The organism is Pseudomonas sp. SWI44 (genome assembly GCF_002947915.1).
In the GTDB taxonomy this organism is placed as follows: domain Bacteria; phylum Pseudomonadota; class Gammaproteobacteria; order Pseudomonadales; family Pseudomonadaceae; genus Aquipseudomonas; species Aquipseudomonas taiwanensis.
Map to the genome: position 1 here is coordinate 4,104,886 of NZ_CP026674.1, position 24,993 is coordinate 4,129,878.

Consider the following 24,993-nt stretch of genomic DNA (forward strand, 5'->3'; position numbering starts at 1 on the left):
CCCACTGCGCTACAGTGCGCTCGCGTCCGGAACCGCGTATGATACGCGCCCTTTTGGCACGTTCGTCGCCAAACCCTGATTCATTCCTACACCGGGAGGTGCCCAGATGAGTGAGCAAGACCTGCAAGACAGCCAACCCACCCCTCCATCCGGCGAAAAGCTGCAGAAAGTGCTGGCGCGCATTGGCGTCGGCTCGCGCCGTGACGTCGAGGCCTGGATCAGCCAGGGCCGTATCAAAGTCAACGGCGTCGAAGCCACCCTCGGCCTGCGCGTCGACCTGCACGATGCGATCACGGTCGATGGCAAGCTGATCAAGCGCGAAGAGGCCGCCGAGGCCACTCGCCGGGTGATCATGTACAACAAGCCCGATGGCGAGATCTGCACCCGTGACGACCCCGAAGGTCGTCCGACCGTGTTCGATCGCCTCCCGCGCCCGAAAGAAGGCCGCTGGATCAACATCGGCCGTCTGGACATCAACACCACTGGCCTGTTGCTGTTCACCACCGACGGTGAGCTGGCCAATCGCCTGATGCACCCCTCCTACGAGATGGACCGCGAGTACGCAGTGCGTGTGCGTGGTGAGGTGGACGACGAGATGATCGAACGCCTCAAGGCCGGCGTGATGCTCGAGGATGGCCCGGCCAAGTTCACCGACATCCAGAAAGCCCCCGGTGGTGAAGGCTTCAACCACTGGTATCACTGCGTGGTAATGGAAGGGCGTAACCGTGAGGTACGTCGCCTGTGGGAATCCCAGGGCATGGTGGTCAGCCGACTGAAGCGCGTACGTTTCGGCCCGGTGTTCCTCAATTCCGACCTGCCGATGGGCCGCTGGCGCGAAATGACCCAGGGCGAAATCGACATCCTGGCCGCTGAAGTGGGCCTGCAGCCGGTAGCGCTGCCAGCCATGAACCTCAAGGCCAAGGACAAGATGGAGCGCATGCAGCGCAAGTCGACCCGTCCACTGGGCCGCAACGAGCGCGTACGCAACCTTCGCCCGGCGCACGAGGGCAGCGCTGCCGAGCGTCCTGCGCGTCAGCCACGTGAAGAAGCCCCGCGCAAAGGCAGCCGCGGCAGCACTGTCGCCGAGCGCCCGAGCGAGATGCGCAAGCGTCCTGCAAGGCCGGAAGGCGACAAGCCAACCGGGCGCGGTCGTGGCAAGCCGCGTGGTTGATCTGCACTGCTGATCAAAGAGCCAGCCTTCGGGCTGGCTTTTTCATGTCTGCACGATGCGGTCGCGCCATGCAACGCTCAGCCAAGATCTTGAACGAAAAGAAATTTTCCGACGACTGGCAAGTTTTCAAACCGCCTTGTAAAGAAAATTGTACGAAATCATCCGATTTCCCTGACCGCCACCTTTTTCTGTAAACAGAACTTGCCGACAAGCACCTCCTCGAACCTGCCCTGTCCCCGCCGGCCTATTGCCCAAACCCCCGCCCCACGCTGATATAGCGAGCATTGCCGCGTGCAAGAAGCCCCTCCGCAGAGCTGGGCATACAGAACAACAAATGGAGGCGCCATGTACGCCGATCACCTCGCCTTTGAAGGCCTACACCACAGGACCGGTGCGTTTTTTCCCCAGGAAACGACGCAACGCGTTGACGCCTGCGCGTTCGCGGGGGTATACAGTGCGCCGCGTTTTACCTGTGACCCTTATGCGTACCGCGCACTCTTGGCCACGCCCGGCTGATCCGCCCCGGCGGAGCCTGTGTCCAAGAAACCCAAGGTAACCACCTTGCCCCATTCCGCTGCGCCACGAGCGCGGTGGGTCCGATTCCGTCACAGATAAAAACAATGCAGGTGACTTCGTTCATGAGTGGACAAAACATGCATTCAGGCGAGCTCAAGCGGGGCCTGAAGAACCGCCATATCCAATTGATCGCCCTCGGCGGCGCGATTGGTACCGGTCTGTTCCTCGGCTCGGCAGGCGTGATGAAATCCGCCGGTCCGTCGATGATCCTTGGCTACGCCATCTGCGGCTTCATCGCCTTCATGATCATGCGCCAGCTCGGCGAAATGATCGTCGAAGAGCCGGTGGCCGGTTCGTTCAGCCACTTTGCCCATAAATATTGGGGGGGCTTCGCCGGTTTTCTGTCGGGATGGAACTGCTGGGTGCTGTACATCCTGGTCGGCATGTCGGAGCTCACCGCGGTTGGCAAGTACATTCACTACTGGTGGCCGGAGATCCCGACTTGGGTCACGGCAGCGGGCTTCTTCCTGCTGATCAACTTCATCAACCTGATGAACGTCAAGGTATTCGGTGAGGCCGAGTTCTGGTTCGCAATCATCAAGGTCGCGGCGATCGTCGGCATGATCGGCCTGGGTGCCTATCTGTTGACCAGCGGCAGCGGCGGCCCCGAGGCCTCGGTGACCAACCTGTGGGCGCATGGCGGCTTCTTCCCGCATGGCGTCAGCGGCCTGGTGATGGCCTTGGCATTCATCATGTTCTCCTTCGGTGGCCTGGAAATGCTCGGTTTCACCGCGGCCGAGGCCGACAAGCCGAAAACCGTCATCCCCAAGGCGATCAACCAGGTCATCTACCGCATCCTGATCTTCTACATCGGTGCGCTGGTGGTCCTGCTGTCGCTGACCCCTTGGGACAATCTGGTCGCCAGCATCGACGCCTCTGGCGGCAGCTACGGCAGCAGCCCGTTCGTCCAGGTGTTCTCGTTGCTGGGCAGCGATGTGGCTGCGCACCTGCTGAACTTCGTGGTACTGACTGCAGCGCTGTCGGTCTACAACAGCGGTACCTACTGCAACGCCCGCATGCTGCTGGGTATGGCTGAGCAGGGCGATGCACCTGCGGCGCTGGCAAAGGTCGACAAGCGCGGTGTGCCGGTTCGTTCGATTCTGGTTTCGGCGGCAGTGACCTTGATCGCCGTGCTGCTGAACTACCTCATTCCGCAGAATGCGCTGGAGCTGTTGATGTCGCTGGTGGTCGCGACCCTGGTGATCAACTGGGCGATGATCAGCTACTCGCACTTGAAGTTCCGCCAGCATCTGGATCGCACTGGCCAAAGGCCGCTGTTCAAGGCGTTGTGGTACCCCTATGGCAACTACATCTGCCTGGCTTTCGTGGTGCTGATCCTGGGCGTCATGCTGCAGATTCCTGGGATCCAGGTGTCGGTGTACGCGATTCCGGTGTGGCTGGTGGTGATGTATGTGTTCTACGTAGCTAAGGGCAAGCGTGGGGCGCAGGCCGTCGGCGAGGCTGGGACCATTTCCAAGTAACCGCCTGATGGCATGAATGAAAACCCGACATCCGGTCACAGGTGTCGGGTTTTTTGTTGTCCGTCACTGCTTGTCAAGGGCGGTTTGCCGACGTTGAGGGTCGCTGCAGGCAACCCGCCCATCAGATCTGCTCCAGCAACCACCCGCGAAACGCCCGCAACGACGGCAGCGCCTCATTTCTCGGCGGGTAGATCAGGTAGTAGCTGCGTTGACTGGCAAAGGCGGTCCCTGGGCTGAAGAGCTCACCCTTGGCCAGTTCCTCCTCCACCAGGATTCTCGGCACCAGGCCGATGCCGATTCCGGCCCGTACCGCTTGGATCAAGTGTGAGGTCAGCTCGAAGCTGGGCCCCAGGCGCATGGCCCGGTGGGGTAGGCCATGGTGCGAGAACCATTCGCCCCAGGCGTGCGGGTTGTTGGCCACGTTAAGCAGCACTTCTTCACTGATCCGCGCCGGCTCCCAGCCTTGGGCGTCGTTGCCGGCTTCGGACGGCAGGATCACCACCAGCTCTTCGGCATGCAAGCGATGGCAGATCAGGCCCGGCAAGTCGTGGCTGGCCACGCCAATGGCCGCGTCGATCTCGCTGGTGTCGAAGTTGATCGCTTCGATGCGTGAATGTATATGCACCAGCATGCCTGGGTGCGCGCTGTAGAACGCATGCAGGCGAGGTAGCAGCCATTTCGAGCCGAAGGTGGGAAGGGTTGCCAGGCGCAGGGTGCCGACGCCGGACTGGTATGCCAGGGCCTGCAAGGTCGCGTTGCGGATGCGCCCCAACGCCTCGCTCAGTTCGCGCTGGTACAGGCGGCCAACGTCGGTCAGCTGCACCTGTCTGCCCTCGCGCCGGAACAGCGTCAGGCCAAGCTGCTGCTCCAAGGCCTGCACTTGCCGGCTGACCGCGCTCTGCGTCAGGGACAGCTCGGCGGCGGCACGGGTGTAGCTTTCATGCCGGGCGGCAGCTTCGAAGGCCAGGAGTAGCGACATCGAAGGGGTCAGGTGGCGGTAATTCATTCATAAAAGTCATCGATAGCGGCAGGATTATCCGTTTGCCCCTGGGGCGAAAGTACAGGAACATGGGCCTATTCGTCATCCGTGCATACAGCGAACCATGCCGGAAAGACAGGATTTCCGTGAATTAGCCCATATCAAGAGGCCATCCTTCGATGATCGCCCAGCTGCCCACCCGCGCGCCGGCCGCCAACTACCCCGAATTTCTCGAAGCCCTGCGCAGCAGCGGCTTCCGTGGCCAGATCAGTGCCGACTACGGCACGCGCACCGTGCTGGCCACCGACAACTCGATCTACCAGCGCCTGCCCCAGGCGGCGGTGTTCCCGATGGACGCCGACGACGTGGCGCGGGTCGCTACACTGATGGGCGAGCCACGCTTCCAGCAGGTCAAGCTGACCCCGCGGGGCGGTGGTACCGGCACCAACGGTCAGTCGCTGACCGACGGCATCGTCGTCGACCTGTCGCGTCACATGAACAAGATTCTGGAAATCAACGTCCAGGAGCGTTGGGTGCGGGTTCAGGCGGGGGTGGTCAAGGACCAGCTCAATGCTGCGCTCAAGCCCCACGGTCTGTTCTTCGCCCCTGAACTGTCCACCTCCAATCGTGCCACTGTCGGCGGCATGATCAATACCGACGCCAGCGGCCAGGGCAGTTGCACCTACGGCAAGACCCGCGACCACGTCCTGGAGTTGCACAGCGTGCTGCTTGGCGGTGAGCGCCTGCACAGCCTGCCGATCGATGATGCGGCGCTGGAGCAAGCCTGCGCCGCACCTGGCCGGGTCGGCGAGGTGTACCGCATGGCTCGCGAAATCCAGGAAACCCAGGCCGAGCTGATCGAAAGTACCTTCCCCAAGCTCAACCGCTGCCTGACCGGCTACGACCTGGCGCACCTTCGCGACGAACAGGGCCGCTTCAACCTCAACAGCGTGCTGTGCGGTGCCGAAGGCTCGCTGGGCTACGTGGTCGAGGCCAAGCTCAACGTGTTGCCGATTCCCAAGTATGCGGTGCTGGTGAACGTTCGCTACACCAGCTTCATGGATGCCCTGCGCGATGCCAATGCGCTGATGGCGCTCAAGCCATTGTCGATCGAGACGGTGGATTCCAAGGTGCTGATGCTGGCGATGAAAGACATCGTCTGGCACAGCGTGGCTGAATATTTCCCCGCCGACCCCGAGCGCCCGACCCTGGGCATCAACCTGGTGGAGTTCTGCGGCGACGAGCCAACCGAGGTCAACGCCCGGGTGCAGGCGTTCATCGAGCACCTTCAGAATGACACCAGCGTCGAACGCCTGGGCCACACCTTGGCTGAGGGGGGCGACGCGGTCACGCGGGTCTACACCATGCGCAAGCGCTCGGTGGGCCTGCTGGGCAACGTCGAGGGCGAAGTGCGCCCGCAGCCCTTCGTGGAAGACACCGCGGTACCGCCAGAGCAGCTTGCCGACTACATCGCTGACTTCCGTGCCCTGCTCGATGGCTATGGCCTGTCCTACGGCATGTTCGGCCATGTCGACGCCGGGGTGCTGCACGTGCGTCCGGCGCTGGACATGAAAGATCCAGCCCAGGCGGCGCTGGTCAAGCCGATTTCCGACGCCGTGGCGGCGCTGACCAAACGCTATGGTGGCCTGCTGTGGGGCGAACACGGCAAAGGCCTGCGCTCGGAATACGTGCCGGAGTACTTTGGTGAACTCTACCCGGCGCTGCAGCGCCTCAAAGGCGCCTTCGACCCGCATAACCAGCTCAACCCAGGCAAGATCTGCACCCCGCCGGACAGCGCCGAAGGCCTGACACCGGTCGATGGTGTGACCTTGCGCGGTGATCTCGACCGTACCATCAGCGAGCGCGTGTGGCAGGACTTCCCCAGCGCCGTGCACTGCAACGGCAACGGCGCCTGCTACAACTACGACCCCAACGACGCCATGTGCCCCTCGTGGAAGGCCACCCGCGAGCGCCAGCACTCGCCCAAGGGCCGTGCCTCGCTGATGCGTGAGTGGCTGCGCCTGCAAGGCGAAGCCGATGTCGACGTGCTGGCGGTGGCGCGCAACAAGGTGTCCTGGCTCAAGGGCCTGCCGGCACGCCTGCGCAACAATCGCGCCCGTCAGCAGGGGCAGGCGGACTTTTCCCACGAGGTGTACGACGCCATGGCCGGTTGCCTGGCGTGCAAGTCGTGCGCGGGTCAGTGCCCGATCAAGGTCAATGTTCCAGACTTCCGCTCGCGCTTCCTTGAGCTGTACCACGGTCGCTACCAGCGTCCGCTGCGTGACTACCTGATCGGCTCGCTGGAATTCACCATCCCGTACCTGGCTCATGCGCCAGGGATTTACAACGCGGTGATGGGCTCGAAATGGGTCAGCAAGCTGCTGGCCGATAAGGTTGGGATGGTCGACAGCCCGCTGATCAGCCGCTTCAACTTCCAGTCGACCCTGACTCGCTGCCGGGTGGGTGTGGCCAGCGTACCGGCCCTGCGTGAGCTCACCCCGGCCCAACGCGAGCGCAGCATCGTGCTGGTGCAGGACGCCTTCACCCGGTACTTCGAGACACCGCTGCTGGCATCGTTCATCGAGCTGGCCCACCGCCTGGGCCATCGGGTATTTCTGGCGCCTTACAGTGCCAATGGCAAGCCGCTGCATGTGCAAGGCTTCCTGGGCGCCTTCGCCAAGGCTGCGATCCGCAACGCTACCCAGCTCAAGGCGCTGGCCGACTGTGGCGTGCCGCTGGTGGGCTTGGACCCGGCGATGACCCTGGTCTACCGCCAGGAATACCAGAAGGTGCCGGGCCTGGACGCGTGCCCGAAAGTGCTGTTACCCCAGGAGTGGTTGATGGAGGTGTTGCCGGAGCAGGCTGTGGTCGCGCCAGGCACCTTCCGGCTGATGGCCCACTGCACCGAGAAGACCAATGTGCCGGCTAGCACCAAGCAGTGGGAGCAGGTGTTCGCCCGTCTGGGCCTGAAGTTGGTGACCGAGGCCACCGGGTGCTGCGGCATGTCCGGCACCTATGGGCATGAGGCGCGCAATCAGCAGACCTCGCGGACCATCTTCGAGCAGTCCTGGGCGACCAAGCTGGACAAGGAAGGTGAGGCGCTGGCGACCGGTTATTCGTGCCGCAGCCAGGTCAAGCGCATGACCGAGCGGCAGATGCGCCACCCGCTGGAGGTGGTGTTGCAGTACGCGCAGCGCTGATCCGCGGGCGCAGACGGGGCGCCCTCTTCGTGGATGAACTCACAACCATGGGCTGATGCGGCCCTTATCTGTGGGGTCGGCTTTGGCGCGAAGAGGGCGTTGGCGATTCAGGATGATCGCGGCATTTTGCGGGCTCGCAGCGCCTGTTGGTAAAGGTACAGGCTCAACGCAAGTCCGCAGCAGGACGCCGCCGCCGCGAACAGAAACATCGAAGCGAATCCGAACCCCGACGCCACAGCACCGACCAAGGGGCCGGTGATCCCCAGCGACAGGTCGATGAACAGCGAGTAGGCCCCCACCGCTGCGCCACGGTTGGCCGCCGAGACCTGATTGACCGCTTCCACGCCCAGCGCTGGAAACACCAGCGAGAACCCGAAGCCACTGAGGGCGGCGCCCGCCAGGGCCATTTCCGCGTTTGGCGCCAGCCACAGCATGAGCAGGCCCACGGTCTCCACCGAAAGACAGGCAATGGCCACCCGAAAACCACCAAGCCGGTTGATCATGTTGCCGAACAATAGTCGTGCGCAGATGAAGCTCGCGCCGAACAGGCTCAGGGTCAGTGCTGCGTTGGGCCATTGGCGGCTGGCGTAGTACAGGGTAATGAAGGTGGCGATGGTGCCGAAGCCGATCGAGCCCAGCGCCAGTCCGGAACCATGGGGGAAGACCTTGCCCAATACCCGCATGAACGGCAGGCGAACGCCACTGACGACAGGTGCGGCGCGCTTCGGCCAGGCCAGCAGCAAGCCGATGATGCCCAGCAATAGGATGCTCGCTCCCATGCTCCACAGGCCCAGGCTCTTGACCATCAGCACGCCCAGCGGTGCGCCGACGGCCAGAGCACCATAGCTGGCGATGCCATTCCAGGAGATGACCTTGGCGGTATGTTCGGCGCCGACCCGGCCAATGCCCCAGCCGATGGAGCCGGAGCCCACCAGGCTTTCAGCGCTGCCTAGTACCAGGCGGCCGACGAACAGGCAGGCAAGGCTCAACCACGGCAGGTCATTGAGGAAGGCGCAAGCCAGCATGAACACGCCGCTCAGGCCGCAGCCGAACAGGCCGTACATGACGGCCTTCTTGCTGCCGAGGTTATCGATGATGCGCCCGGCGGTGGGGCGGCTGAGCAGGGTGGCCAGGTACTGGACGCTGATCACCAGGCCGGCGACCACGGCGCTGAAGCCCAGGTCGTTATGCACATAGCCGGGCAGCACGGCCAGGGGGATGCCGATGTTCAGGTAGCCGATGAAAGTGAAGAGAACGATGGAGACGACTTGCTGGGTGACCGCAAGAGGTCGCGGTGAATCTGGCATGGGGGCCTTCGTGGCAGAGGTTCTGGACGGTGTGAAAACGCGATGACAAGGGTAGACCGCGGGTCAGCCGTTTTCACACTGTCGGAGGGCGTGCGCGGTTATTCCTGGTCGGCGCTGGATTTATCGTCGCGATCCTGCTCGACGCCAGGCGTCGGTTCGGTGTGGGCGGCAACGGATTGCTCTTCGGGGTTCAGGCTTGGGAAGGGAAGATTCGGGATTTCATGCATCTCGTCGTTCCTCGCAAGAGTGAGTGAAAAGACTGCGCCAGGCGCGTGAGTGGCTTCGAAAAGCTGGGGCAGGATACAGCACTCTGGATGACAGTTTGAACTTTTTGCCGGTCAACTGTCGGTTTTGCGGGCGGATATCGGGCGTTGAATCCAGGGCGCAGGCAGAGGCGCTGCGCCCCGCCGACAGGGTGGGCGTGCACTGCGTGGGTGTGGCCTTGCGTCGCGAAAGGGGGCAAGCGCCCCCCGCTTTTGGACGGCGTGCGGTTACTTGCGGCCTTCAGCCGTCTCGGCAACTTTGTCGGTGCGTGCGCACATGATGAAGTCGTTGCGATGCAGGCCTTTGATCGAGTGGCTCCACCAGGTCACGGTGACTTTGCCCCACTCGGTCAGCAGGCCTGGGTGGTGGCCTTCGGCTTCGGCGATTTCGCCGACAGCGTTGGTGAAGGCCAGCGCGTGCTTGAAGTTCTTGAACAGGAACACACGCTCCAGCTCCATGTGGCCGTCACGCACTTCGATGTTCCAGTCCGGGATCTCGCGAATCAGCTCCGCCAGTTCTTCGTCGGTCACTTTCGGCGCGTCGGCTCGGCAGGCTTCGCAATGGGCTTGGTTCAAGGCATTCATGGGTTGTTTTCCGGTTTGAGTTGTTATCGGCAAGGTCGCTCAGGCAGCGACCTTGGGTGGAAACTTCGGCGCATGCAGGCCCAGCTGCATGGCCTGGTGAACCATGCCCATGATGTCTTCATGGGCCAGGTCGAACAGGCGCTTGAGGTTGGGCAGCACGAAGTAGATCGGTTGCAGAATGTCGATACGATAAGGGGTGCGCATCGCTTCGATCGGGTCGAAGGCCTGGTGTTCTGGCTCGTCCGAGAGACTGTAGACGGTTTCTTTCGGCGAGGAGAGGATGCCGCCACCATAGATCTTGCGACCTTGCGGGGTTTCCATGAGGCCGAACTCGATGGTCATCCAGTACAGACGGGCCAGGTAGACGCGCTGTTCCTTGGTCGCGGCCAGGCCGAGCTTGCCATAGGTATGGGTGAATTCGGCGAACCAGGGGTTGGTCAGCAGTGGGCAGTGGCCGAAGATTTCGTGGAAGATGTCCGGTTCCTGCAGGTAGTCGAGCTCTTCCGGGGTGCGGATGAACGTCGCTACCGGGAAGCGCTTGCTGGCGAGCAGTTCGAAGAAGGTCTGGAAGGGGATCAGTGCGGGCACGCGGGCGACTTGCCAGCCGGTGGTGGCTCCCAGCACTTTGTTGATCTCGCCCAGTTGTGGAATGCGGTCATGCGGCAATTGCAACTGATCGATGCCGTCCAGGTATTCCTGGCACGCACGGCCCTCGATGACCTTCATCTGGCGAGTGATCAGTGTGTTCCACACCGCATGCTCTTGCTGCGGGTAGTCGATAAAACCGTGCGCATCGGGCTCGCGTGCCACGTACTGCGTCTGTTTCATGTGGCTCTCCTAGTAGGGCTTTTCTTGTTATGTCCACGACATACCCTAGGAATATCCCTTCATCCGCTCGATTGCACGGTGTGTCCTGGCTGCGACTAGCGCTTTTCGTCTCGTTGTTGTAACGATAATTTTACAAAATCAGCGCTTTGCCTGAAAATCCGCAGCGTCAGGCTGGAGAATTCGATGAATTTGTCAGCTTATCTTTACGACTTTTCCGCGCGCAGGTGAAAAACTTCGGCGCTTCGAGAGCTTTCATGCGTATCAAAGTCCATTGCCAAAACCGCATCGGCATCCTTCGGGACATTCTCAACCTGCTGGTGGAATACGGCATCAACGTGCTGCGCGGGGAGGTGGGGGGTGACCATGGCAACGCCATTTACCTGCACTGTCCCAACCTGATCAACCTGCAGTTCCAGGCGCTGAGGCCAAAGTTCGAGTCCATCGCCGGGGTGTTCGGGGTCAAGCGCGTGGGGCTGATGCCCAGCGAGCGCCGGCACATGGAGCTCAACGCGTTGCTCGGCGCATTGGATTTTCCGGTGCTGTCGATCGACATGGGTGGCAGCATCGTCGCCGCGAACCGCACCGCTGCACAGCTGCTGGGGGTGCGGGTCGATGAGGTGCCTGGCATGCCATTGGCACGCTACGTCGAGGATTTCGACCTGCCGGAGCTGGTGCGAGCCAACAAATCGCGTATCAACGGCATGCGCGTCAAGGTCAAGGGTGATGTATTCCTGGCTGACATCGCGCCCTTGCAGTCCGAGCACGATGACAGCGAGGCGCTTGCCGGTGCGGTGCTGACCCTGCATCGCGCCGACCGTATCGGCGAGCGCATCTACAACGTGCGCAAGCAGGAGTTGCGTGGCTTCGACAGCATCTTCCAGAGTTCACGCTTGATGGCTGCGGTGGTGCGTGAGGCGCGGCGCATGGCGCCGCTCGATGCGCCCCTGTTGATCGAGGGAGAGACCGGAACCGGCAAGGAGTTGCTGGCCCGTGCCTGCCATCTGGCCAGCCCGCGTGGCCAAGCGCCGTTGATGGCACTCAATTGTGCCGGCTTGCCGGAGTCCATGGCGGAGACCGAATTGTTCGGCTACGGGCCCGGCGCTTTCGAGGGCGCGCGGGCCGAGGGCAAGCTTGGGCTGCTGGAGCTGACGGCGGGCGGCACGCTGTTCCTCGACGGGGTAGGGGAAATGAGCCCGCGTCTTCAAGTGAAACTGCTGCGTTTTCTGCAGGACGGGTGTTTCCGTCGTGTTGGCAGCGATGAAGAGGTGTACCTGGATGTCCGGGTCATCTGTGCAACCCAGGTGGATTTGTCTGAATTGTGCGCGCGCGGCGAGTTCCGCCAGGACCTCTACCACCGCCTCAACGTGCTGTCGTTGCATATTCCGCCGCTGCGTGAGTGCATGGACGGGCTGGAGGGCTTGGTGCAGCATTTTCTCGACCAGGCCAGCCGGCAGATTGGCTGTGCGATGCCGCGTCTGGCGCCAGCGGCGATGGATAAGCTCGGCCAGTATCATTGGCCAGGCAACGTGCGGCAATTGGAGAACGTGCTGTTCCAGGCCGTGTCGTTATGCGAGGGCGGGGTGGTGAAAAGCGAACATATTCGTTTGCCGGACTATGGCGTGCGCCAACCGTTGGGTGAGTTTTCCCTGGACGGGGACCTTTCGCAGATTGTCGGGCGCTTTGAAAAAGCCGTACTGGAAAGTTTGATGGCCGAATACCCAAGCAGTCGGGCATTGGGAAAACGACTGGGGGTTTCGCACACGACGATTGCCAATAAGTTGCGTGATTATTCGCTCAACAAGTCGGGTGAATAGTCAAGAACGCGAAAGGGCCCCAGTGGGGCCCCATTCCAGCTCGCAACGCCAGAGAAACTTAGCCGTTAGAGCAACCGTTACCCATCACACGGTATTCGAGAACGTGCTTCTGGCCCTTGGAGTCCTCGTAGGTCATGCGGGCAGGTACTACTTCGCAGACATTAGGCACTTCGCTCATGGAGATCACGCGGGCGATGTCCAGGTGCTGCGAGTAACTGTATTGTTCAACCGGAATCTGCTCGGCCTCTTTTGCAACTTCGCCCGCCATCGCTGCGCTGCAAACAACACTGCCAAGTACCAATGCCAGTAACGCTTTCATTTTCATTTTACCTTTCTAAGGTCGTGAGGGGGTGCGCGGCGCTTTTGGCGCCGCGAGTACAGCTAAGTTTCAACTATCAGTTAGAGGGAGATTAACAGTTGCCTTCGTGGGGGCTGTTACCAGTAGTTAATCGCCTTGCCGTTGTTGGCGAGGTGAAGTTTATGCCCAGGTAGTGGGGTGAAACAGAGCATGTTTTGATAAAGTTTTTTTGCCTTTTGACAGAATCTGTAACAATCCCTGGGCAACCTCCTTGGTTTTTTCCTCTGGCAGGGCCGCCGGGCGCGGGCTAGAGCGTTTGTGAAAAAACCTTCAGGGGAAATCGGGCCCCGCTACTACCAACGTCGAATGGCTTTTGCCGCTCTGGTACAGTTACAAACGAATCCATACAACAACAACTATTACACCGAGGTAACACAGATGAGTGCGGCTCCACTGTATCCCGTTCGTCCCGAGGTTGCGGCCACTACCCTGACCGACGAGGCCACCTACAAGGCCATGTACCAGCAATCGGTGATCAACCCGGACGGCTTCTGGCGTGAGCAGGCCCAGCGAATCGACTGGATCAAGCCTTTCACCAAGGTCAAGCAGACCTCTTTCGACGACCACCACGTCGATATCAAATGGTTCGCCGACGGCACTCTGAACGTTTCCTCCAACTGCCTGGATCGCCACCTCGAAACGCGCGGCGACCAGGTGGCGATCATCTGGGAGGGCGACGACCCTTCCGAACACCGCAACATCACTTATCGCGAACTTCACGAGCAGGTGTGCAAGTTCGCCAACGCTCTGCGCGGCCAGGACGTGCACCGTGGTGACGTGGTGACCATCTACATGCCGATGATTCCAGAGGCGGTGGTGGCCATGCTGGCGTGCGCCCGTATCGGCGCCATTCACTCGGTGGTGTTCGGCGGCTTCTCGCCGGAAGCGCTGGCCGGGCGCATCATCGACTGCCGCTCGAAGGTGGTGATCACCGCCGACGAAGGTGTGCGCGGTGGCCGTCGCACGCCGCTCAAGGCCAACGTCGACCTGGCCCTGACCAACCCCGAAACCAATAGCGTGCAAAAGATCATCGTATGCAAGCGCACCGGTGGCGACATCGCCTGGCACCAGCACCGCGATATCTGGTACGAAGACCTGATGAAAGTGGCCTCCAGCCACTGCGCGCCGAAGGAGATGGGGGCCGAGGAGCCGCTGTTCATCCTCTATACCTCGGGTTCCACCGGCAAGCCCAAGGGTGTGCTGCACACCACCGGCGGCTACCTGGTGTATGCCGCACTGACCCATGAGCGCGTGTTCGACTACCGCCCGGGCGAAGTCTACTGGTGCACCGCGGACGTCGGTTGGGTCACTGGTCACAGCTATATCGTCTATGGCCCTCTGGCGAACGGTGCCACCACCCTGTTGTTCGAAGGCGTGCCGAACTACCCCGATATCACCCGCGTGTCGAAGATCGTCGACAAGCACAAGGTCAACATTCTCTACACTGCGCCTACCGCCATCCGCGCGATGATGGCCGAAGGGCAGGCCGCGGTGGAGGGCGCCGATGGTTCCAGCCTGCGCCTGCTCGGTTCGGTGGGCGAGCCGATCAACCCGGAAGCCTGGAACTGGTACTACAAGACCGTTGGCAAAGAGCGCTGCCCGATCGTCGATACCTGGTGGCAGACCGAAACCGGCGGCATCCTTATCAGTCCGCTGCCAGGGGCTACCGGCCTCAAGCCCGGTTCGGCGACCCGTCCGTTCTTCGGGGTGGTGCCCGCGTTGGTGGATAACCTGGGCAACCTGATCGAGGGCGCCGCCGAGGGCAATCTGGTGATCCTCGACTCCTGGCCGGGCCAGTCGCGCTCGCTGTTTGGCGATCACGATCGCTTCGTCGACACCTACTTCAAGACTTTCCGAGGCATGTACTTCACCGGCGACGGTGCGCGTCGCGATGAAGATGGCTACTACTGGATCACGGGGCGCGTGGATGATGTGCTCAACGTGTCCGGGCACCGCATGGGTACCGCCGAGATCGAAAGTGCGATGGTTGCCCACTCCAAGGTCGCCGAGGCGGCGGTGGTGGGGGTGCCGCATGACATCAAGGGGCAGGGCATCTATGTCTATGTCACCCTCAATGCGGGCATCGAGCCCAGCGAGCAACTGCGTCTGGAGCTCAAGAACTGGGTGCGCAAGGAGATCGGTCCAATCGCTTCGCCGGATGTCATCCAGTGGGCGCCAGGGCTGCCGAAGACCCGTTCGGGCAAGATCATGCGCCGTATCCTGCGCAAGATCGCTACCGGCGAGTACGACGCGCTGGGTGATATCTCGACACTGGCCGATCCAGGGGTGGTGCAGCACCTGATCGACACCCACAAGTCGATGAGCCTGGCTTCAGCGTAAATCGTGCAAAGGCCGGCTCGCCGGCGATGGGGCCGCTCTGCGGTCCTTGTGAACAATAAAAACCCCGTCCGGGCAACCGGCGGGGTTTTTGCTTTACTTACATCCTGTTACCCGACTTTCATCGGTAACCCTCTTTGTCACCGATTTCGCACAAGGCCGGGGCAAGAAGAAACAGGTTCGTGCGGTTTTGGTGCATTTGCGTAGGCATTTTTTGCAAGTCGGCACGCTGCACTTGCCGTACTACAAGGCTTTGCCAATAATAGGCCCGGTAATTGCTAGGTCAATAGGTTCTATTCCTTGCGCTTTTGCATATTTTGCAATGGCTGTCAACATCGCTCGATGCCGTTTCAAGCGCTTCTGTAAGTAGTTGTCGCTTTGAAGAAATATCGGCTTTCGGGCTGTCGTTAAAATGCCACTCACTCGCTCGTGGTCTGCGACCTTGGTCGAAACCTGCGCGGCTCGCGTTGTACCCATTCGCATATCGGGCAGCTGTTACCTCCTGCCTCGTATTGCCCCGTACCGATGGAGTTACCTGATGAAGAAGCTTGCACTGCTTGGCGCCCTGGCGCTGTCCGTGTTTTCCCTGGTGTCGCAGGCCGATGAAAAACCGCTGAAAATCGGTATCGAGGCCGCCTACCCACCCTTCGCCTTCAAGCAACCCGACGGTAGCATCGCCGGTTTCGACTACGACATCGGTAACGCCCTGTGCGAAGAAATGAAAGCCAAGTGCACCTGGGTCGAGCAGGAGTTCGACGGCCTGATCCCAGCGCTGAAAGTGCGCAAGATCGACGCCATCCTGTCGTCCATGTCGATCACCGAAGACCGCAAGAAGTCGGTGGACTTCACCAAGCGCTACTACCTGACCCCAGCTCGCCTGGTGATGAAGGAAGGCACCACCGTCAGCGACAGCCTGGATGAGCTCAAAGGCAAGAAAATCGGTGTGCAGCGTGGCTCGATCCACGACCGCTTCGCCAAGGAAGTCCTGGCTCCGAAGGGCGCCACCGTCGTGCCTTACGGTACCCAGAACGAAATCTACCTGGATGTCGCCGCTGGCCGCCTGGATGGCACCGTCGCCGACGCCACCTTGCTGGAAGACGGCTTCCTGAAGACCGATGCTGGCAAGGGCTTCGCCTTCGTCGGCCCATCGTTTACCGATGTGAAGTACTTTGGTGATGGCGTCGGCATCGCCGTGCGCAAGGGCGACAAGGCCAACGCCGATCGGATCAACGCCGCCATCGACGCTATCCGGGCCAATGGCAAATACAAACAAATTGAAGCCAAGTACTTCAACTTCGACATCTACGGTCCAGACTCGAAGTAAGACGTCGGGTTTCACCTGTGCAATGGTGCAAACAGCAGAGGCTCTGAGGTTTGCACCATTTTTATTTCTCTAGGTCGAGGACCTCATCATGTTGAAAGGCTACGGGGCAGTCATCCTCGACGGGGCGTGGCTGACGCTGCAGCTCGCCCTGTCGTCGATGGCCCTGGCCATCGTGCTCGGTCTGATCGGTGTGGCGCTGCGCTTGTCGCCGGTGCGCTGGTTGGCCTGGCTGGGTGACATGTACGCCACGGTGATCCGTGGTATTCCGGATCTGGTGCTGATCCTGCTGATCTTCTATGGCGGTCAGGACATCATCAACCGCGTGGCACCGCTGCTTGGCTACGACGATTACATCGATCTGAACCCGCTGGTCGCCGGTATCGGCACGCTGGGCTTCATTTTCGGGGCGTACCTCTCGGAAACTTTCCGTGGCGCCTTCCTCGGTATTCCCAAGGGCCAGGCCGAAGCCGGCGTGGCCTATGGCATGAGCAATCGCCAGGTCTTCTTCCGCATCCTGGTGCCGCAGATGATCCGGCTGGCGATTCCCGGTTTCACCAACAACTGGCTGGTGTTGACCAAGGCGACGGCGCTGATTTCGGTGGTCGGCCTACAAGACATGATGTTCAAGGCCAAGCAGGCTGCCGATGCCACCCGTGAACCTTTCACCTTCTTCCTGGCGGTGGCGGCGTTGTACCTGGTGATCACCAGTGTCTCGCTGCTGGCCCTGCGGTATCTCGAGAAACGCTACTCGGTAGGCGTCAAGGTGGCTGAACTATGATCTTCGACTACAACGTGGTCTGGGAGGCGATGCCGCTGTACTTCGGTGGATTGCTGACCACCCTGAAACTGCTGGCGCTGTCGCTGTTGTTCGGCCTGCTGGCGGCCATCCCGCTGGGCTTGATGCGGGTCTCCAAGCAGCCGTTGGTGAATGTCGTGGCTTGGCTGTACACCTATGTGATCCGCGGCACGCCGATGCTGGTGCAGCTGTTCCTGATCTACTACGGCCTGGCGCAGTTCGAGGCGGTGCGGGAGAGTATCTTCTGGCCATGGCTGTCGAGCGCGACGTTCTGTGCGTGCCTGGCCTTTGCCATCAACACCAGCGCCTATACCGCCGAGATCATCGCCGGTAGCCTCAAGGCCACGCCCCATGGCGAGATCGAGGCTGCCAAGGCGGTGGGCATGTCGCGCATGAAGATGTATCGACGCATCCTGCTGCCCTCGGCCCTGCGCCGTGCGCTGCCGCAGTACAGCAACGAGGTGATCATGATGCTGCAGACCACCAGTCTTGCCTCCATCGTGACCCTGATCGACATCACCGGTGCCGCGCGCACGGTCAATGCCCAGTACTACCTGCCTTTCGAGGCCTACATCACGGCGGGCGTGTTCTACCTGTGCCTGACCTTCATCCTGGTGCGCCTGTTCAAGATGGCCGAACGCCGCTGGCTCGGCTACCTGGCGCCGCGCAAGCACTGATCGCTCTGTGAGAACCGAAAGCATGTACAAATTAGAAGTCCAAGACCTGCACAAGCGCTACGGCAGCCATGAAGTGCTCAAGGGTGTGTCCCTGGCGGCCAAGGCAGGCGATGTGATCAGCATCATCGGCTCCAGTGGCTCGGGTAAGTCGACCTTCCTGCGCTGCATCAACCTGCTCGAGCAGCCCCATGCCGGCAAGATCCTGCTCAACAACGAAGAGCTGAAGATGGTCGCTGGCAAGGATGGCGCGCTGAAGGCTGCCGATCCGCGCCAACTGCAGCGCATGCGTTCGCGGTTGTCGATGGTGTTCCAGCATTTCAACCTGTGGTCGCACATGACTGCGCTGGAGAACGTCATCGAGGCGCCGGTGCATGTGCTTGGGGTGAGCAAGAAAGAAGCCCTTGAAAAAGCCGAGCACTACCTGGCCAAGGTGGGTGTTGCCCATCGCAAGGATGCCTTCCCAGGCCATATGTCCGGTGGTGAGCAGCAGCGCGTGGCGATTGCCCGTGCCTTGGCAATGGAGCCCGAGGTGATGCTGTTCGACGAGCCGACATCGGCGTTGGACCCAGAGCTGGTGGGCGACGTGCTCAAGGTGATGCAGGCCTTGGCCCAGGAAGGCCGCACCATGGTGGTGGTGACTCACGAAATGGGCTTCGCCCGCGAGGTGTCCAACCAGCTGGTGTTCCTGCACAAGGGGCTGGTGGAGGAGACAGGTTGCCCGCGTGAAGTGCTGGCCAACCCGAAATCGGAGCGCCTGCAGCAGTTTCTCTCCGGCAGCCTGAAGTAAAGGCTGCACCTTTGCACCAGAATAGGGCATGCTGCGCGGCAAGCGCAGCCTGACCCGGCGCCACAGACTCGAAGAACCTCAGGTTTCGGACCGTACCCTATGACCACCCAGCGAATCGGTTTTCTCATCTGGCCCAGCACCAAGCCCCTGACTTTGGCGCTGGCCGAGGACGTGTTGCAGGTGGCGCAGCGGGTGCATCCGGATGTGGTGTATGAGACGGTCTTCCTGCAGGCGGAGCCGGCCCCGGAGGGCGCCTGGCGCCTTCCTGGCGAGCCTTGGAGCGGTCGACTCGAAGGTTGCCACAAGCTGTTCCTGCTGGCGGACGAGCCGCCGCAGGCCGTGGGCTCTGCCTTGTCGTCCGCGCTCAAGCAGCTGGCGCGCAGCGGTTGCATGATGGGCGGATTGTCCGCCGGGGTGTATCCGATGGCCCAGCTTGGGCTGCTCGATGGTTACCGTGCGGCGGTGCACTGGCGTTGGCAGGATGATTTCGCCGAGCGTTTTCCCAAGGTGATCGCCACCAGCCATCTGTTCGATTGGGATCGCGATCGCCTTACAGCCTGCGGTGGCATGGCGGTGACCGACCTGCTGCTGGCGGTGCTGGCGCGTGACCATGGTGCGGAGCTCGCCGGGGCTGTGTCCGAAGAGCTGGTCGTCGAGCGCATCCGCGAGGGTGGTGAGCGCCAGCGTATTCCGTTGCAGAATCGCCTGGGCTCCAGTCATCCCAAGCTGACTCAGGCGGTGGTGTTGATGGAGGCCAATATCGAGGAGCCGCTGACCACCGATGAGATCGCCCAGCATGTGTGCGTTTCGCGCCGGCAGTTGGAGCGGATCTTCAAGCAGTATCTCAACCGGGTACCTAGCCAGTATTACCTGGAGCTGCGCCTGAACAAGGCGCGGCAGATGCTGATGCAGACCAGCAAGTCGATCATCCAGATCGGCCTGTCCTGCGGGTTCTCGTCGGGCCCGCATTTCTCCAGCGCCTATCGAAATTTCTTTGGTGCCACTCCGCGCGAAGACCGCAATCAGCGGCGTAGCAGCAGCCCGTTCGAGCTGAGTTCGGCGCCTGCCGAAAAAGGCTGAATTTTTCTGGGGTGGGGCGCATGCCTTGGGTTTGAGGGGGCGTGAATCGAGCGTCGCCCGCGCGGCGCATCGCGAGCAAGGCTCGCTCCTACGCTTGTTTCGGGCCCATCATGCCTGTGGGATTTGCGCGCAACCGCTTGGGTGCACGGCGCGATATTGGATTGTACAAACAAGGCGGTCGCGCGCGTCTGGCACAGACATAATTGGCCGGAAACAAGTGTAGGAGCGAGCCTTGCTCGCGATGCGCCGCGCGGGCGGCGCTCGATTTCGGCCGCACTGCAAAAACCAACCCCGTTCACCCAGCCCATCTCTACCGTTACACTGCGCGATTGCGACAGTGTTTGTCGCATTGCCGAAAACCTTGCTGAAACAAGGTTTAGCGCTGTAACAAGTTGTCGCTTGGCCGCAAGGACAGGCGCGGATCAGTCCTTACAATCCCCCCCATCGCTCGCCACTTCCAGGCCAGCGTTCCTCTTCAGGAGACTCAGATGTCCGTTGAGCAAGCCCCGGTGCAACGTGCCGATTTCGACCAGGTCATGGTTCCCAACTATTCTCCGGCGGCCTTCATTCCTGTGCGAGGCGAGGGTTCCCGAGTCTGGGATCAATCGGGCCGCGAGTTGATCGACTTCGCCGGCGGTATCGCCGTCAACGCCCTGGGGCATTGCCACCCGGCGCTGGTCAAGGCGCTGACCGAGCAAGCCAACACCCTCTGGCACGTTTCCAACGTCTTCACCAATGAGCCGGCGCTGCGCCTGGCCCACAAGCTGGTGGACGCGACCTTCGCCGAGCGTGCTTTCTTCTGCAACTCCGGCGCCGAGTCCAACGAGGCTGCCTTCAAGCTGGCCCGTCGTGTCGCCCATGACCGCTTCGGCCCGGAGAAGCACGAAATCATCGCCACCGTGAACAGCTTCCACGGTCGCACCCTGTTCACTGTCAGCGTCGGTGGCCAGCCCAAGTACTCCGACGGTTTCGGCCCGAAGATCACCGGCATCAGCCATGTGCCGTACAACGATCTGGAAGCGCTCAAGGCGCAGATCTCCGACAAGACCTGTGCGGTGGTGATCGAGCCGATCCAGGGCGAGAGCGGCGTGGTTCCGGCCGACAAGGCCTACCTCGAAGGCGCGCGCAAACTGTGCGATGAGCACAACGCCTTGCTGATCTTCGACGAAGTGCAGACGGGCGTTGGCCGCACCGGCTCGCTGTACGCCTATCAGCACTACGGCGTGACGCCGGATATCCTGACCAGCGCCAAGAGCCTGGGCGGCGGTTTCCCGATCGGCGCCATGCTGACCACCAGCGAACTCGCCAAGCACCTGGCCGTCGGCACCCATGGCACCACGTATGGCGGCAACCCGCTGGCTTGTGCAGTGGCCTGCGCCGTGCTCGATGTGGTCAACACGCCGCAAACCCTGAATGGCGTCAAGGCCAAGCACGAACGCTTCAAGTCCCGCCTGGAGCAGATCGGCCAGCAATACGGCCTGTTCTCCAAGGTGCGTGGTGTCGGCCTGTTGATTGGCTGCGTACTGACCGAGGCCTGGAAAGGCAAGGCCAAGGACGTGCTCAACGCCGCCGAGAAAGAAGGCGTGATGGTGCTGCAAGCTGGCCCGGATGTGGTGCGCTTCGCCCCGAGCCTGGTGGTTGAAGATGCCGACATCGATGAAGGCCTGAACCGCTTCGAGCGCGCCGTGGCGCAACTGACCAAGGGCTGATCGGCCGACGGTCGCTTCGCTGGCCCCGCTGTTCGGCCAGCGATACCTGAATTCCAGAGCGGGTGTGCGCTTGCAAGCGCGATTGCGCACCTGCCGTTTTTTCGCGCCGTCGTGAACGGCCCGTTTTCCCAAAGGAGTGACACCATGCTGGTGATGCGCCCCGCGCAAATGGCTGATCTCAACGAAGTGCAGCGCATGGCTGCCGACAGCCCCATTGGTGTCACTTCGCTGCCGGATGATACCGCCCGCCTGGGCGACAAGATCGCTGCGTCCGAGACTTCGTTTGCCGCTGAAGTCAGCTTCAATGGCGAAGAGAGCTACTTCTTCGTGCTTGAGGACAGCGCCACCGGCAAGTTGGCCGGTTGCTCCGCGATCGTCGCGTCGGCCGGGTACTCCGAGCCGTTCTACAGCTTCCGCAACGAAACCTTCGTGCATGCCTCTCGCGAACTGAAGATCCACAACAAGATCCATGTACTGTCGTTGTGCCATGACCTGACTGGCAACAGCCTGCTGACTAGCTTCTATGTCTTGCCAGAGCTGGTTAACAGTGCCTGGGCAGAACTTAACTCGCGAGGACGGTTGTTGTTCATGGCGTCGCACCCCGAGCGTTTCGCCGATTCGGTGGTCACCGAGATCGTCGGCTACAGCGACGAACAGGGCGAGTCGCCGTTCTGGGACGCCATCGGCCGCAACTTCTTCGACCTCAACTACGCCGAGGCCGAGCGCCTTTGCGGCCTGAAGAGCCGGACCTTCCTCGCCGAACTGATGCCGCACTACCCGATCTACGTGCCCCTGCTGCCCGATGAGGCCCAGGAGGCCATGGGGCAGGTACACCCGCGTGCGCAGATCACCTTCGACATCCTCATGCGTGAAGGCTTCGAGACCGAGCACTACATCGACATCTTCGATGGCGGGCCGACCTTGCATGCACGCACCTCCGGCATCCGTTCCATCGCCCAGAGCCGTGTAGTGCCGGTCAAGCTCGACGATGCGCCGATCAAGGGCGGGCGTCCGTACCTGGTGTGCAACGGCCTGTTGCAGGACTACCGTGCGGTGTTGCTGGAGCTGGACTGGGTGCCGGGCAAGCCGGTCAGCCTGACTGCCGAAGCGGCCGACGCCTTGGGTGTTGGTGAGGGCGCCAGCGTGCGTCTGGTTGCCGTTTGAGGCCTTCGCATTAAAGAGTTTCGCGGTGGCGCAGGCTGCTGCACAAGGAGATAGCATGATCGTTCGTCCTGTACGCAGCAGCGATTTACCCGCGCTGATCGAGTTGGCTCGCAGTACCGGCACCACTGGCCTGACCACCCTGCCGGCCAATGAAGAGCGCCTTGGGCATCGTGTCGGCTGGGCCGAAAAAAGCTTCCGCGGCGAAGCCGAGCGCGGTGATACCGATTACCTGTTCGTACTGGAGAACGACGAAGGCCTGGTGGTAGGCATCAGTGCCATCGCCGGAGCCGTGGGGTTGCGTGAACCCTGGTACAACTACCGGGTCGGCCTGACGGTCAGCGCCTCCCAGGAACTGAACATCTACCGGGAGATTCCCACGCTGTTCCTGGCCAACGACCTGACCGGCAACTCCGAGTTGTGTTCGTTGTTCCTGCGGGGGGACTACCGTTCCGGCCTCAATGGTCGCCTGCTGTCGCGGGCACGCATGCTGTTCATCGCGGAGTTCCCGGAACTGTTCGGCAACAAGATCATCGCCGAAATGCGCGGTATGTCCGACGAACACGGTCGTTCGCCGTTCTGGGAAAGCCTCGGACGCCACTTCTTCAAGATGGAGTTCAGCCAGGCGGACTACCTGACGGGTGTCGGCAACAAGTCGTTCATCGCTGAGCTGATGCCCAAGTTCCCGCTGTATACCTGCTTCCTGTCCGAGGCGGCGCGCGCCGTGATCGGCCGCGTGCACACCGACACCGAGCCGGCGCTGGCCATGCTCAAGCAGGAAGGTTTCAACTACCAGGGTTATGTCGACATCTTCGACGCAGGTCCCGCCATCGAATGCGAAACCTCGAAGATTCGCGCCGTGCGCGAAAGTCAGACGCTGGTGCTGGCCGTCGGTACGCCGGGTGACGATGCCACCCCCTACATCATTCACAACCGCAAGCGCGAAGACTGCCGTATCACGGCAGCGCCAGCGCGCTTGGCGGCGGGCACCCTGGTGGTCGACCCGCTGACCGCCAAGCGCCTGCGCATGGGCGCCGGTGACAACGTTCGTGCCGTGCCGCTATCGGCAAGCCGGGAGGCCAAGTAAATGACCACGCATTACATCGCCGGCCAGTGGCAGGCTGGCCAGGGTGAAGCCCTGCAATCGCTGAACCCGGTCACCCAGGCCGTGATCTGGCAAGGGCGGGGCGCAGACGCCAGTCAGGTGGGCGCCGCCGTGCAGGCCGCTCGCCAGGCATTCCCAGCCTGGGCCCAACTGAGCCTCGAAGCGCGTATCGATGTGCTAGAGAAGTTCGCCGAGCAGCTCAAGCAGCACGCCGAGGCGCTGGCCCACTGCATCGGTGAGGAAACCGGCAAACCGCTGTGGGAGTCGGCCACCGAAGTCACCAGCATGATCAACAAAGTCGCGATCTCGGTGCAGAGCTACCGCGAGCGTACGGGCGAGAAAAGCGGCCCTTTGGCGGACGCCACTGCCGTGCTGCGACACAAGCCCCATGGCGTGGTCGCTGTGTTCGGCCCTTACAACTTCCCGGGCCACCTGCCTAACGGGCATATCGTCCCGGCACTGCTGGCAGGTAACTGCGTGGTGTTCAAGCCCAGCGAGCTGACGCCCAAGGTCGCTGAACTGACCGTCAACTGCTGGATTGCCGCTGGTCTGCCAGCCGGTGTGTTGAACCTGGTGCAAGGGGCGCGGGAGACGGGCGTGGCGCTGGCGGCCAACCCAGGTATCGATGGTCTGTTCTTCACCGGTTCCAGTCGCACCGGCAACCTCTTGCACCAGCAATTCGCCGGGCGTCCGGACAAGATCCTGGCCCTGGAAATGGGGGGCAACAACCCGTTGGTGGTGGACGAGGTCAAGGACCTCGACGCCGCGGTGTACACCATCATCCAGTCGGCGTTCATCTCGGCTGGCCAGCGCTGCACGTGCGCCCGGCGTCTACTGGTGCCGCAAGGGGCCTGGGGCGATAGGCTGCTTGCCCGGTTGGTCGAGGTGTGCAAGGGCATCAGTGTCGGCGCCTTCGACCAGCAGCCGGCGCCGTTCATGGGGTCGGTGATTTCTCTGCAGGCCGCTCGCGCGCTGCTTGCGGCTCAGGCCGAATTGCTTGGCAAAGGTGCCACAAGCCTGCTGGAAATGACCCAGCCACGCGCCGAGGCCGCGCTGCTGACGCCGGGCATCGTCGATGTCACGACCGTGGCTGAGCGTCCGGACGAAGAATTCTTCGGCCCGCTGCTGCAGGTAATCCGCTACGCCGATTTCGATGCTGCCATCGATGAGGCCAACAACACCCAGTACGGCCTTGCCGCCGGATTGTTGTCCGACTCCCATGCCCGTTACCAGTATTTCTGGCTGCGTAGCCGGGCCGGTATCGTCAACTGGAACAAACAGCTGACCGGGGCCGCCAGCAGCGCGCCGTTCGGAGGGGTGGGTGCCAGTGGCAACCACCGCGCCAGTGCCTATTACGCAGCCGACTACTGCGCTTACCCCGTGGCTTCGCTGGAGACCGCCAGCCTTGCCTTGCCGGCGACATTGACGCCGGGCGTCACTCTATAACAACAGGTC

General features: G+C 61.9%; 20 protein-coding genes. 14 read left to right on the top strand and 6 right to left on the bottom strand.

Features of this window, described 5'->3' with window-relative positions; genetic code table 11:
- The first annotated feature begins 106 nt into the window (after window positions 1–106).
- Both rluB and C4Q26_RS19320 read left to right on the top strand, forming a co-directional pair.
- Window positions 107–1,171 (top strand): 23S rRNA pseudouridine(2605) synthase RluB, encoded by a 1,065-nt coding sequence (gene rluB / locus C4Q26_RS19315; RefSeq protein WP_023381611.1) that lies wholly within the window; start codon window positions 107–109, stop codon window positions 1,169–1,171.
- A gap of 638 nt (window positions 1,172–1,809) precedes the next feature.
- Window positions 1,810–3,228 (top strand): amino acid permease, encoded by a 1,419-nt coding sequence (locus C4Q26_RS19320; RefSeq protein WP_177429837.1) that lies wholly within the window; start codon window positions 1,810–1,812, stop codon window positions 3,226–3,228.
- A 121-nt stretch (window positions 3,229–3,349) separates the two neighbouring features.
- Here C4Q26_RS19320 and C4Q26_RS19325 read toward each other — a convergent pair whose 3' ends face one another.
- The gene (locus tag C4Q26_RS19325; protein WP_023381608.1) at window positions 3,350–4,234 is read right to left on the bottom strand and encodes a LysR substrate-binding domain-containing protein; all 885 of its coding nucleotides are present in this window, start codon (window positions 4,232–4,234) and stop codon (window positions 3,350–3,352) included.
- Between the two features lie 152 nt (window positions 4,235–4,386).
- Between C4Q26_RS19325 and C4Q26_RS19330 the strand changes: the two genes are divergently transcribed.
- Window positions 4,387–7,407 (top strand): FAD-binding and (Fe-S)-binding domain-containing protein, encoded by a 3,021-nt coding sequence (locus tag C4Q26_RS19330; protein WP_023381607.1) that lies wholly within the window; start codon window positions 4,387–4,389, stop codon window positions 7,405–7,407.
- Window positions 7,408–7,514: 107 nt separating this feature from the next.
- On the opposite strand, the gene C4Q26_RS19335 is transcribed toward C4Q26_RS19330, so the two are convergent.
- From C4Q26_RS19335 to phhA, 4 genes are all read right to left on the bottom strand, one after another.
- On the bottom strand, window positions 7,515–8,714 hold the full coding sequence (locus C4Q26_RS19335) for an MFS transporter (RefSeq protein ID WP_104883410.1): 1,200 nt from the start codon (window positions 8,712–8,714) through the stop codon (window positions 7,515–7,517).
- Window positions 8,715–8,812: 98 nt separating this feature from the next.
- Entirely contained in the window at window positions 8,813–8,941 is a 129-nt protein-coding gene (locus C4Q26_RS28410) for a hypothetical protein (protein ID WP_256583288.1), read from the bottom strand.
- Window positions 8,942–9,205: 264 nt separating this feature from the next.
- A complete protein-coding gene (locus C4Q26_RS19340) occupies window positions 9,206–9,562 on the bottom strand; it encodes a 4a-hydroxytetrahydrobiopterin dehydratase (protein WP_003254532.1) in 357 nt (118 codons plus the stop codon).
- A 39-nt stretch (window positions 9,563–9,601) separates the two neighbouring features.
- Window positions 9,602–10,390 carry a phenylalanine 4-monooxygenase gene (gene phhA / locus C4Q26_RS19345; RefSeq protein WP_023381604.1) on the bottom strand — a complete coding sequence of 263 codons (789 nt, stop codon included), beginning with the start codon at window positions 10,388–10,390 and terminating at the stop codon, window positions 9,602–9,604.
- A 254-nt stretch (window positions 10,391–10,644) separates the two neighbouring features.
- Here phhA and C4Q26_RS19350 point away from each other — a divergent pair, with 254 nt between their 5' ends.
- On the top strand, window positions 10,645–12,204 hold the full coding sequence (locus C4Q26_RS19350) for a sigma-54-dependent transcriptional regulator (RefSeq protein WP_104883411.1): 1,560 nt from the start codon (window positions 10,645–10,647) through the stop codon (window positions 12,202–12,204).
- A gap of 58 nt (window positions 12,205–12,262) precedes the next feature.
- Here C4Q26_RS19350 and C4Q26_RS19355 read toward each other — a convergent pair whose 3' ends face one another.
- Window positions 12,263–12,523 carry a DUF2790 domain-containing protein gene (locus C4Q26_RS19355; protein ID WP_023381602.1) on the bottom strand — a complete coding sequence of 87 codons (261 nt, stop codon included), beginning with the start codon at window positions 12,521–12,523 and terminating at the stop codon, window positions 12,263–12,265.
- 417 nt (window positions 12,524–12,940) lie between these two features.
- Here C4Q26_RS19355 and acs point away from each other — a divergent pair, with 417 nt between their 5' ends.
- The 10 genes from acs (at window position 12,941) to astD (ending at window position 24,984) form a co-directional block, all read left to right on the top strand.
- Complete coding sequence (gene acs / locus C4Q26_RS19360; protein WP_023381601.1) at window positions 12,941–14,902, top strand: acetate--CoA ligase; 1,962 nt, start codon at window positions 12,941–12,943, stop codon at window positions 14,900–14,902.
- A gap of 535 nt (window positions 14,903–15,437) precedes the next feature.
- Entirely contained in the window at window positions 15,438–16,223 is a 786-nt protein-coding gene (locus C4Q26_RS19365; protein ID WP_023381599.1) for an ABC transporter substrate-binding protein, read from the top strand.
- A gap of 88 nt (window positions 16,224–16,311) precedes the next feature.
- Window positions 16,312–17,001 carry an ABC transporter permease gene (locus C4Q26_RS19370; protein WP_023381598.1) on the top strand — a complete coding sequence of 230 codons (690 nt, stop codon included), beginning with the start codon at window positions 16,312–16,314 and terminating at the stop codon, window positions 16,999–17,001.
- A complete protein-coding gene (locus C4Q26_RS19375) occupies window positions 16,998–17,696 on the top strand; it encodes an ABC transporter permease (protein WP_023381597.1) in 699 nt (232 codons plus the stop codon). Before C4Q26_RS19370 ends, C4Q26_RS19375 begins: the two co-directional genes overlap by 4 nt.
- A 22-nt stretch (window positions 17,697–17,718) precedes the next feature.
- On the top strand, window positions 17,719–18,483 hold the full coding sequence (locus C4Q26_RS19380; RefSeq protein WP_023381596.1) for an ABC transporter ATP-binding protein: 765 nt from the start codon (window positions 17,719–17,721) through the stop codon (window positions 18,481–18,483).
- Between the two features lie 99 nt (window positions 18,484–18,582).
- Window positions 18,583–19,563: a transcriptional regulator ArgR gene (gene argR, locus C4Q26_RS19385; RefSeq protein WP_027908222.1), complete on the top strand. Its 981-nt coding sequence runs from the start codon at window positions 18,583–18,585 to the stop codon at window positions 19,561–19,563.
- A gap of 488 nt (window positions 19,564–20,051) precedes the next feature.
- The gene (locus C4Q26_RS19390; RefSeq protein WP_023381594.1) at window positions 20,052–21,272 is read left to right on the top strand and encodes an acetylornithine transaminase; all 1,221 of its coding nucleotides are present in this window, start codon (window positions 20,052–20,054) and stop codon (window positions 21,270–21,272) included.
- Window positions 21,273–21,416: 144 nt separating this feature from the next.
- A complete protein-coding gene (aruF, locus tag C4Q26_RS19395) occupies window positions 21,417–22,436 on the top strand; it encodes an arginine/ornithine succinyltransferase subunit alpha (protein WP_023381593.1) in 1,020 nt (339 codons plus the stop codon).
- Between the two features lie 55 nt (window positions 22,437–22,491).
- The gene (astA, locus tag C4Q26_RS19400) at window positions 22,492–23,520 is read left to right on the top strand and encodes an arginine N-succinyltransferase (protein ID WP_023381592.1); all 1,029 of its coding nucleotides are present in this window, start codon (window positions 22,492–22,494) and stop codon (window positions 23,518–23,520) included.
- Window positions 23,521–24,984, top strand: coding sequence for a succinylglutamate-semialdehyde dehydrogenase (gene astD, locus C4Q26_RS19405; RefSeq protein WP_023381591.1), 1,464 nt, complete (start codon window positions 23,521–23,523; stop codon window positions 24,982–24,984).
- Window positions 24,985–24,993 lie beyond the last annotated feature (9 nt).

Bases quoted from the DNA above. Each gene is read 5' to 3' on its own strand.
- C4Q26_RS19330 (WP_023381607.1), top strand. From the start codon at position 4,387: ATGATCGCCCAGCTGCCCACCCGCGCGCCGGCCGCCAACTACCCCGAA.
- rluB (WP_023381611.1), top strand. From the start codon at position 107: ATGAGTGAGCAAGACCTGCAAGACAGCCAACCCACCCCTCCATCCGGC.
- C4Q26_RS19370 (WP_023381598.1), top strand. From the start codon at position 16,312: ATGTTGAAAGGCTACGGGGCAGTCATCCTCGACGGGGCGTGGCTGACG.
- C4Q26_RS19390 (WP_023381594.1), top strand. From the start codon at position 20,052: ATGTCCGTTGAGCAAGCCCCGGTGCAACGTGCCGATTTCGACCAGGTC.
- astA (WP_023381592.1), top strand. From the start codon at position 22,492: ATGATCGTTCGTCCTGTACGCAGCAGCGATTTACCCGCGCTGATCGAG.
- C4Q26_RS28410 (WP_256583288.1), bottom strand. From the start codon at position 8,941: ATGCATGAAATCCCGAATCTTCCCTTCCCAAGCCTGAACCCCGAAGAG.
- phhA (WP_023381604.1), bottom strand. From the start codon at position 10,390: ATGAAACAGACGCAGTACGTGGCACGCGAGCCCGATGCGCACGGTTTT.
- C4Q26_RS19340 (WP_003254532.1), bottom strand. From the start codon at position 9,562: ATGAATGCCTTGAACCAAGCCCATTGCGAAGCCTGCCGAGCCGACGCG.
- astD (WP_023381591.1), top strand. From the start codon at position 23,521: ATGACCACGCATTACATCGCCGGCCAGTGGCAGGCTGGCCAGGGTGAA.
- C4Q26_RS19380 (WP_023381596.1), top strand. From the start codon at position 17,719: ATGTACAAATTAGAAGTCCAAGACCTGCACAAGCGCTACGGCAGCCAT.
- C4Q26_RS19355 (WP_023381602.1), bottom strand. From the start codon at position 12,523: ATGAAAGCGTTACTGGCATTGGTACTTGGCAGTGTTGTTTGCAGCGCA.
- C4Q26_RS19365 (WP_023381599.1), top strand. From the start codon at position 15,438: ATGAAGAAGCTTGCACTGCTTGGCGCCCTGGCGCTGTCCGTGTTTTCC.
- C4Q26_RS19320 (WP_177429837.1), top strand. From the start codon at position 1,810: ATGAGTGGACAAAACATGCATTCAGGCGAGCTCAAGCGGGGCCTGAAG.
- argR (WP_027908222.1), top strand. From the start codon at position 18,583: ATGACCACCCAGCGAATCGGTTTTCTCATCTGGCCCAGCACCAAGCCC.
- acs (WP_023381601.1), top strand. From the start codon at position 12,941: ATGAGTGCGGCTCCACTGTATCCCGTTCGTCCCGAGGTTGCGGCCACT.
- aruF (WP_023381593.1), top strand. From the start codon at position 21,417: ATGCTGGTGATGCGCCCCGCGCAAATGGCTGATCTCAACGAAGTGCAG.
- C4Q26_RS19335 (WP_104883410.1), bottom strand. From the start codon at position 8,714: ATGCCAGATTCACCGCGACCTCTTGCGGTCACCCAGCAAGTCGTCTCC.
- C4Q26_RS19325 (WP_023381608.1), bottom strand. From the start codon at position 4,234: ATGAATTACCGCCACCTGACCCCTTCGATGTCGCTACTCCTGGCCTTC.
- C4Q26_RS19350 (WP_104883411.1), top strand. From the start codon at position 10,645: ATGCGTATCAAAGTCCATTGCCAAAACCGCATCGGCATCCTTCGGGAC.
- C4Q26_RS19375 (WP_023381597.1), top strand. From the start codon at position 16,998: ATGATCTTCGACTACAACGTGGTCTGGGAGGCGATGCCGCTGTACTTC.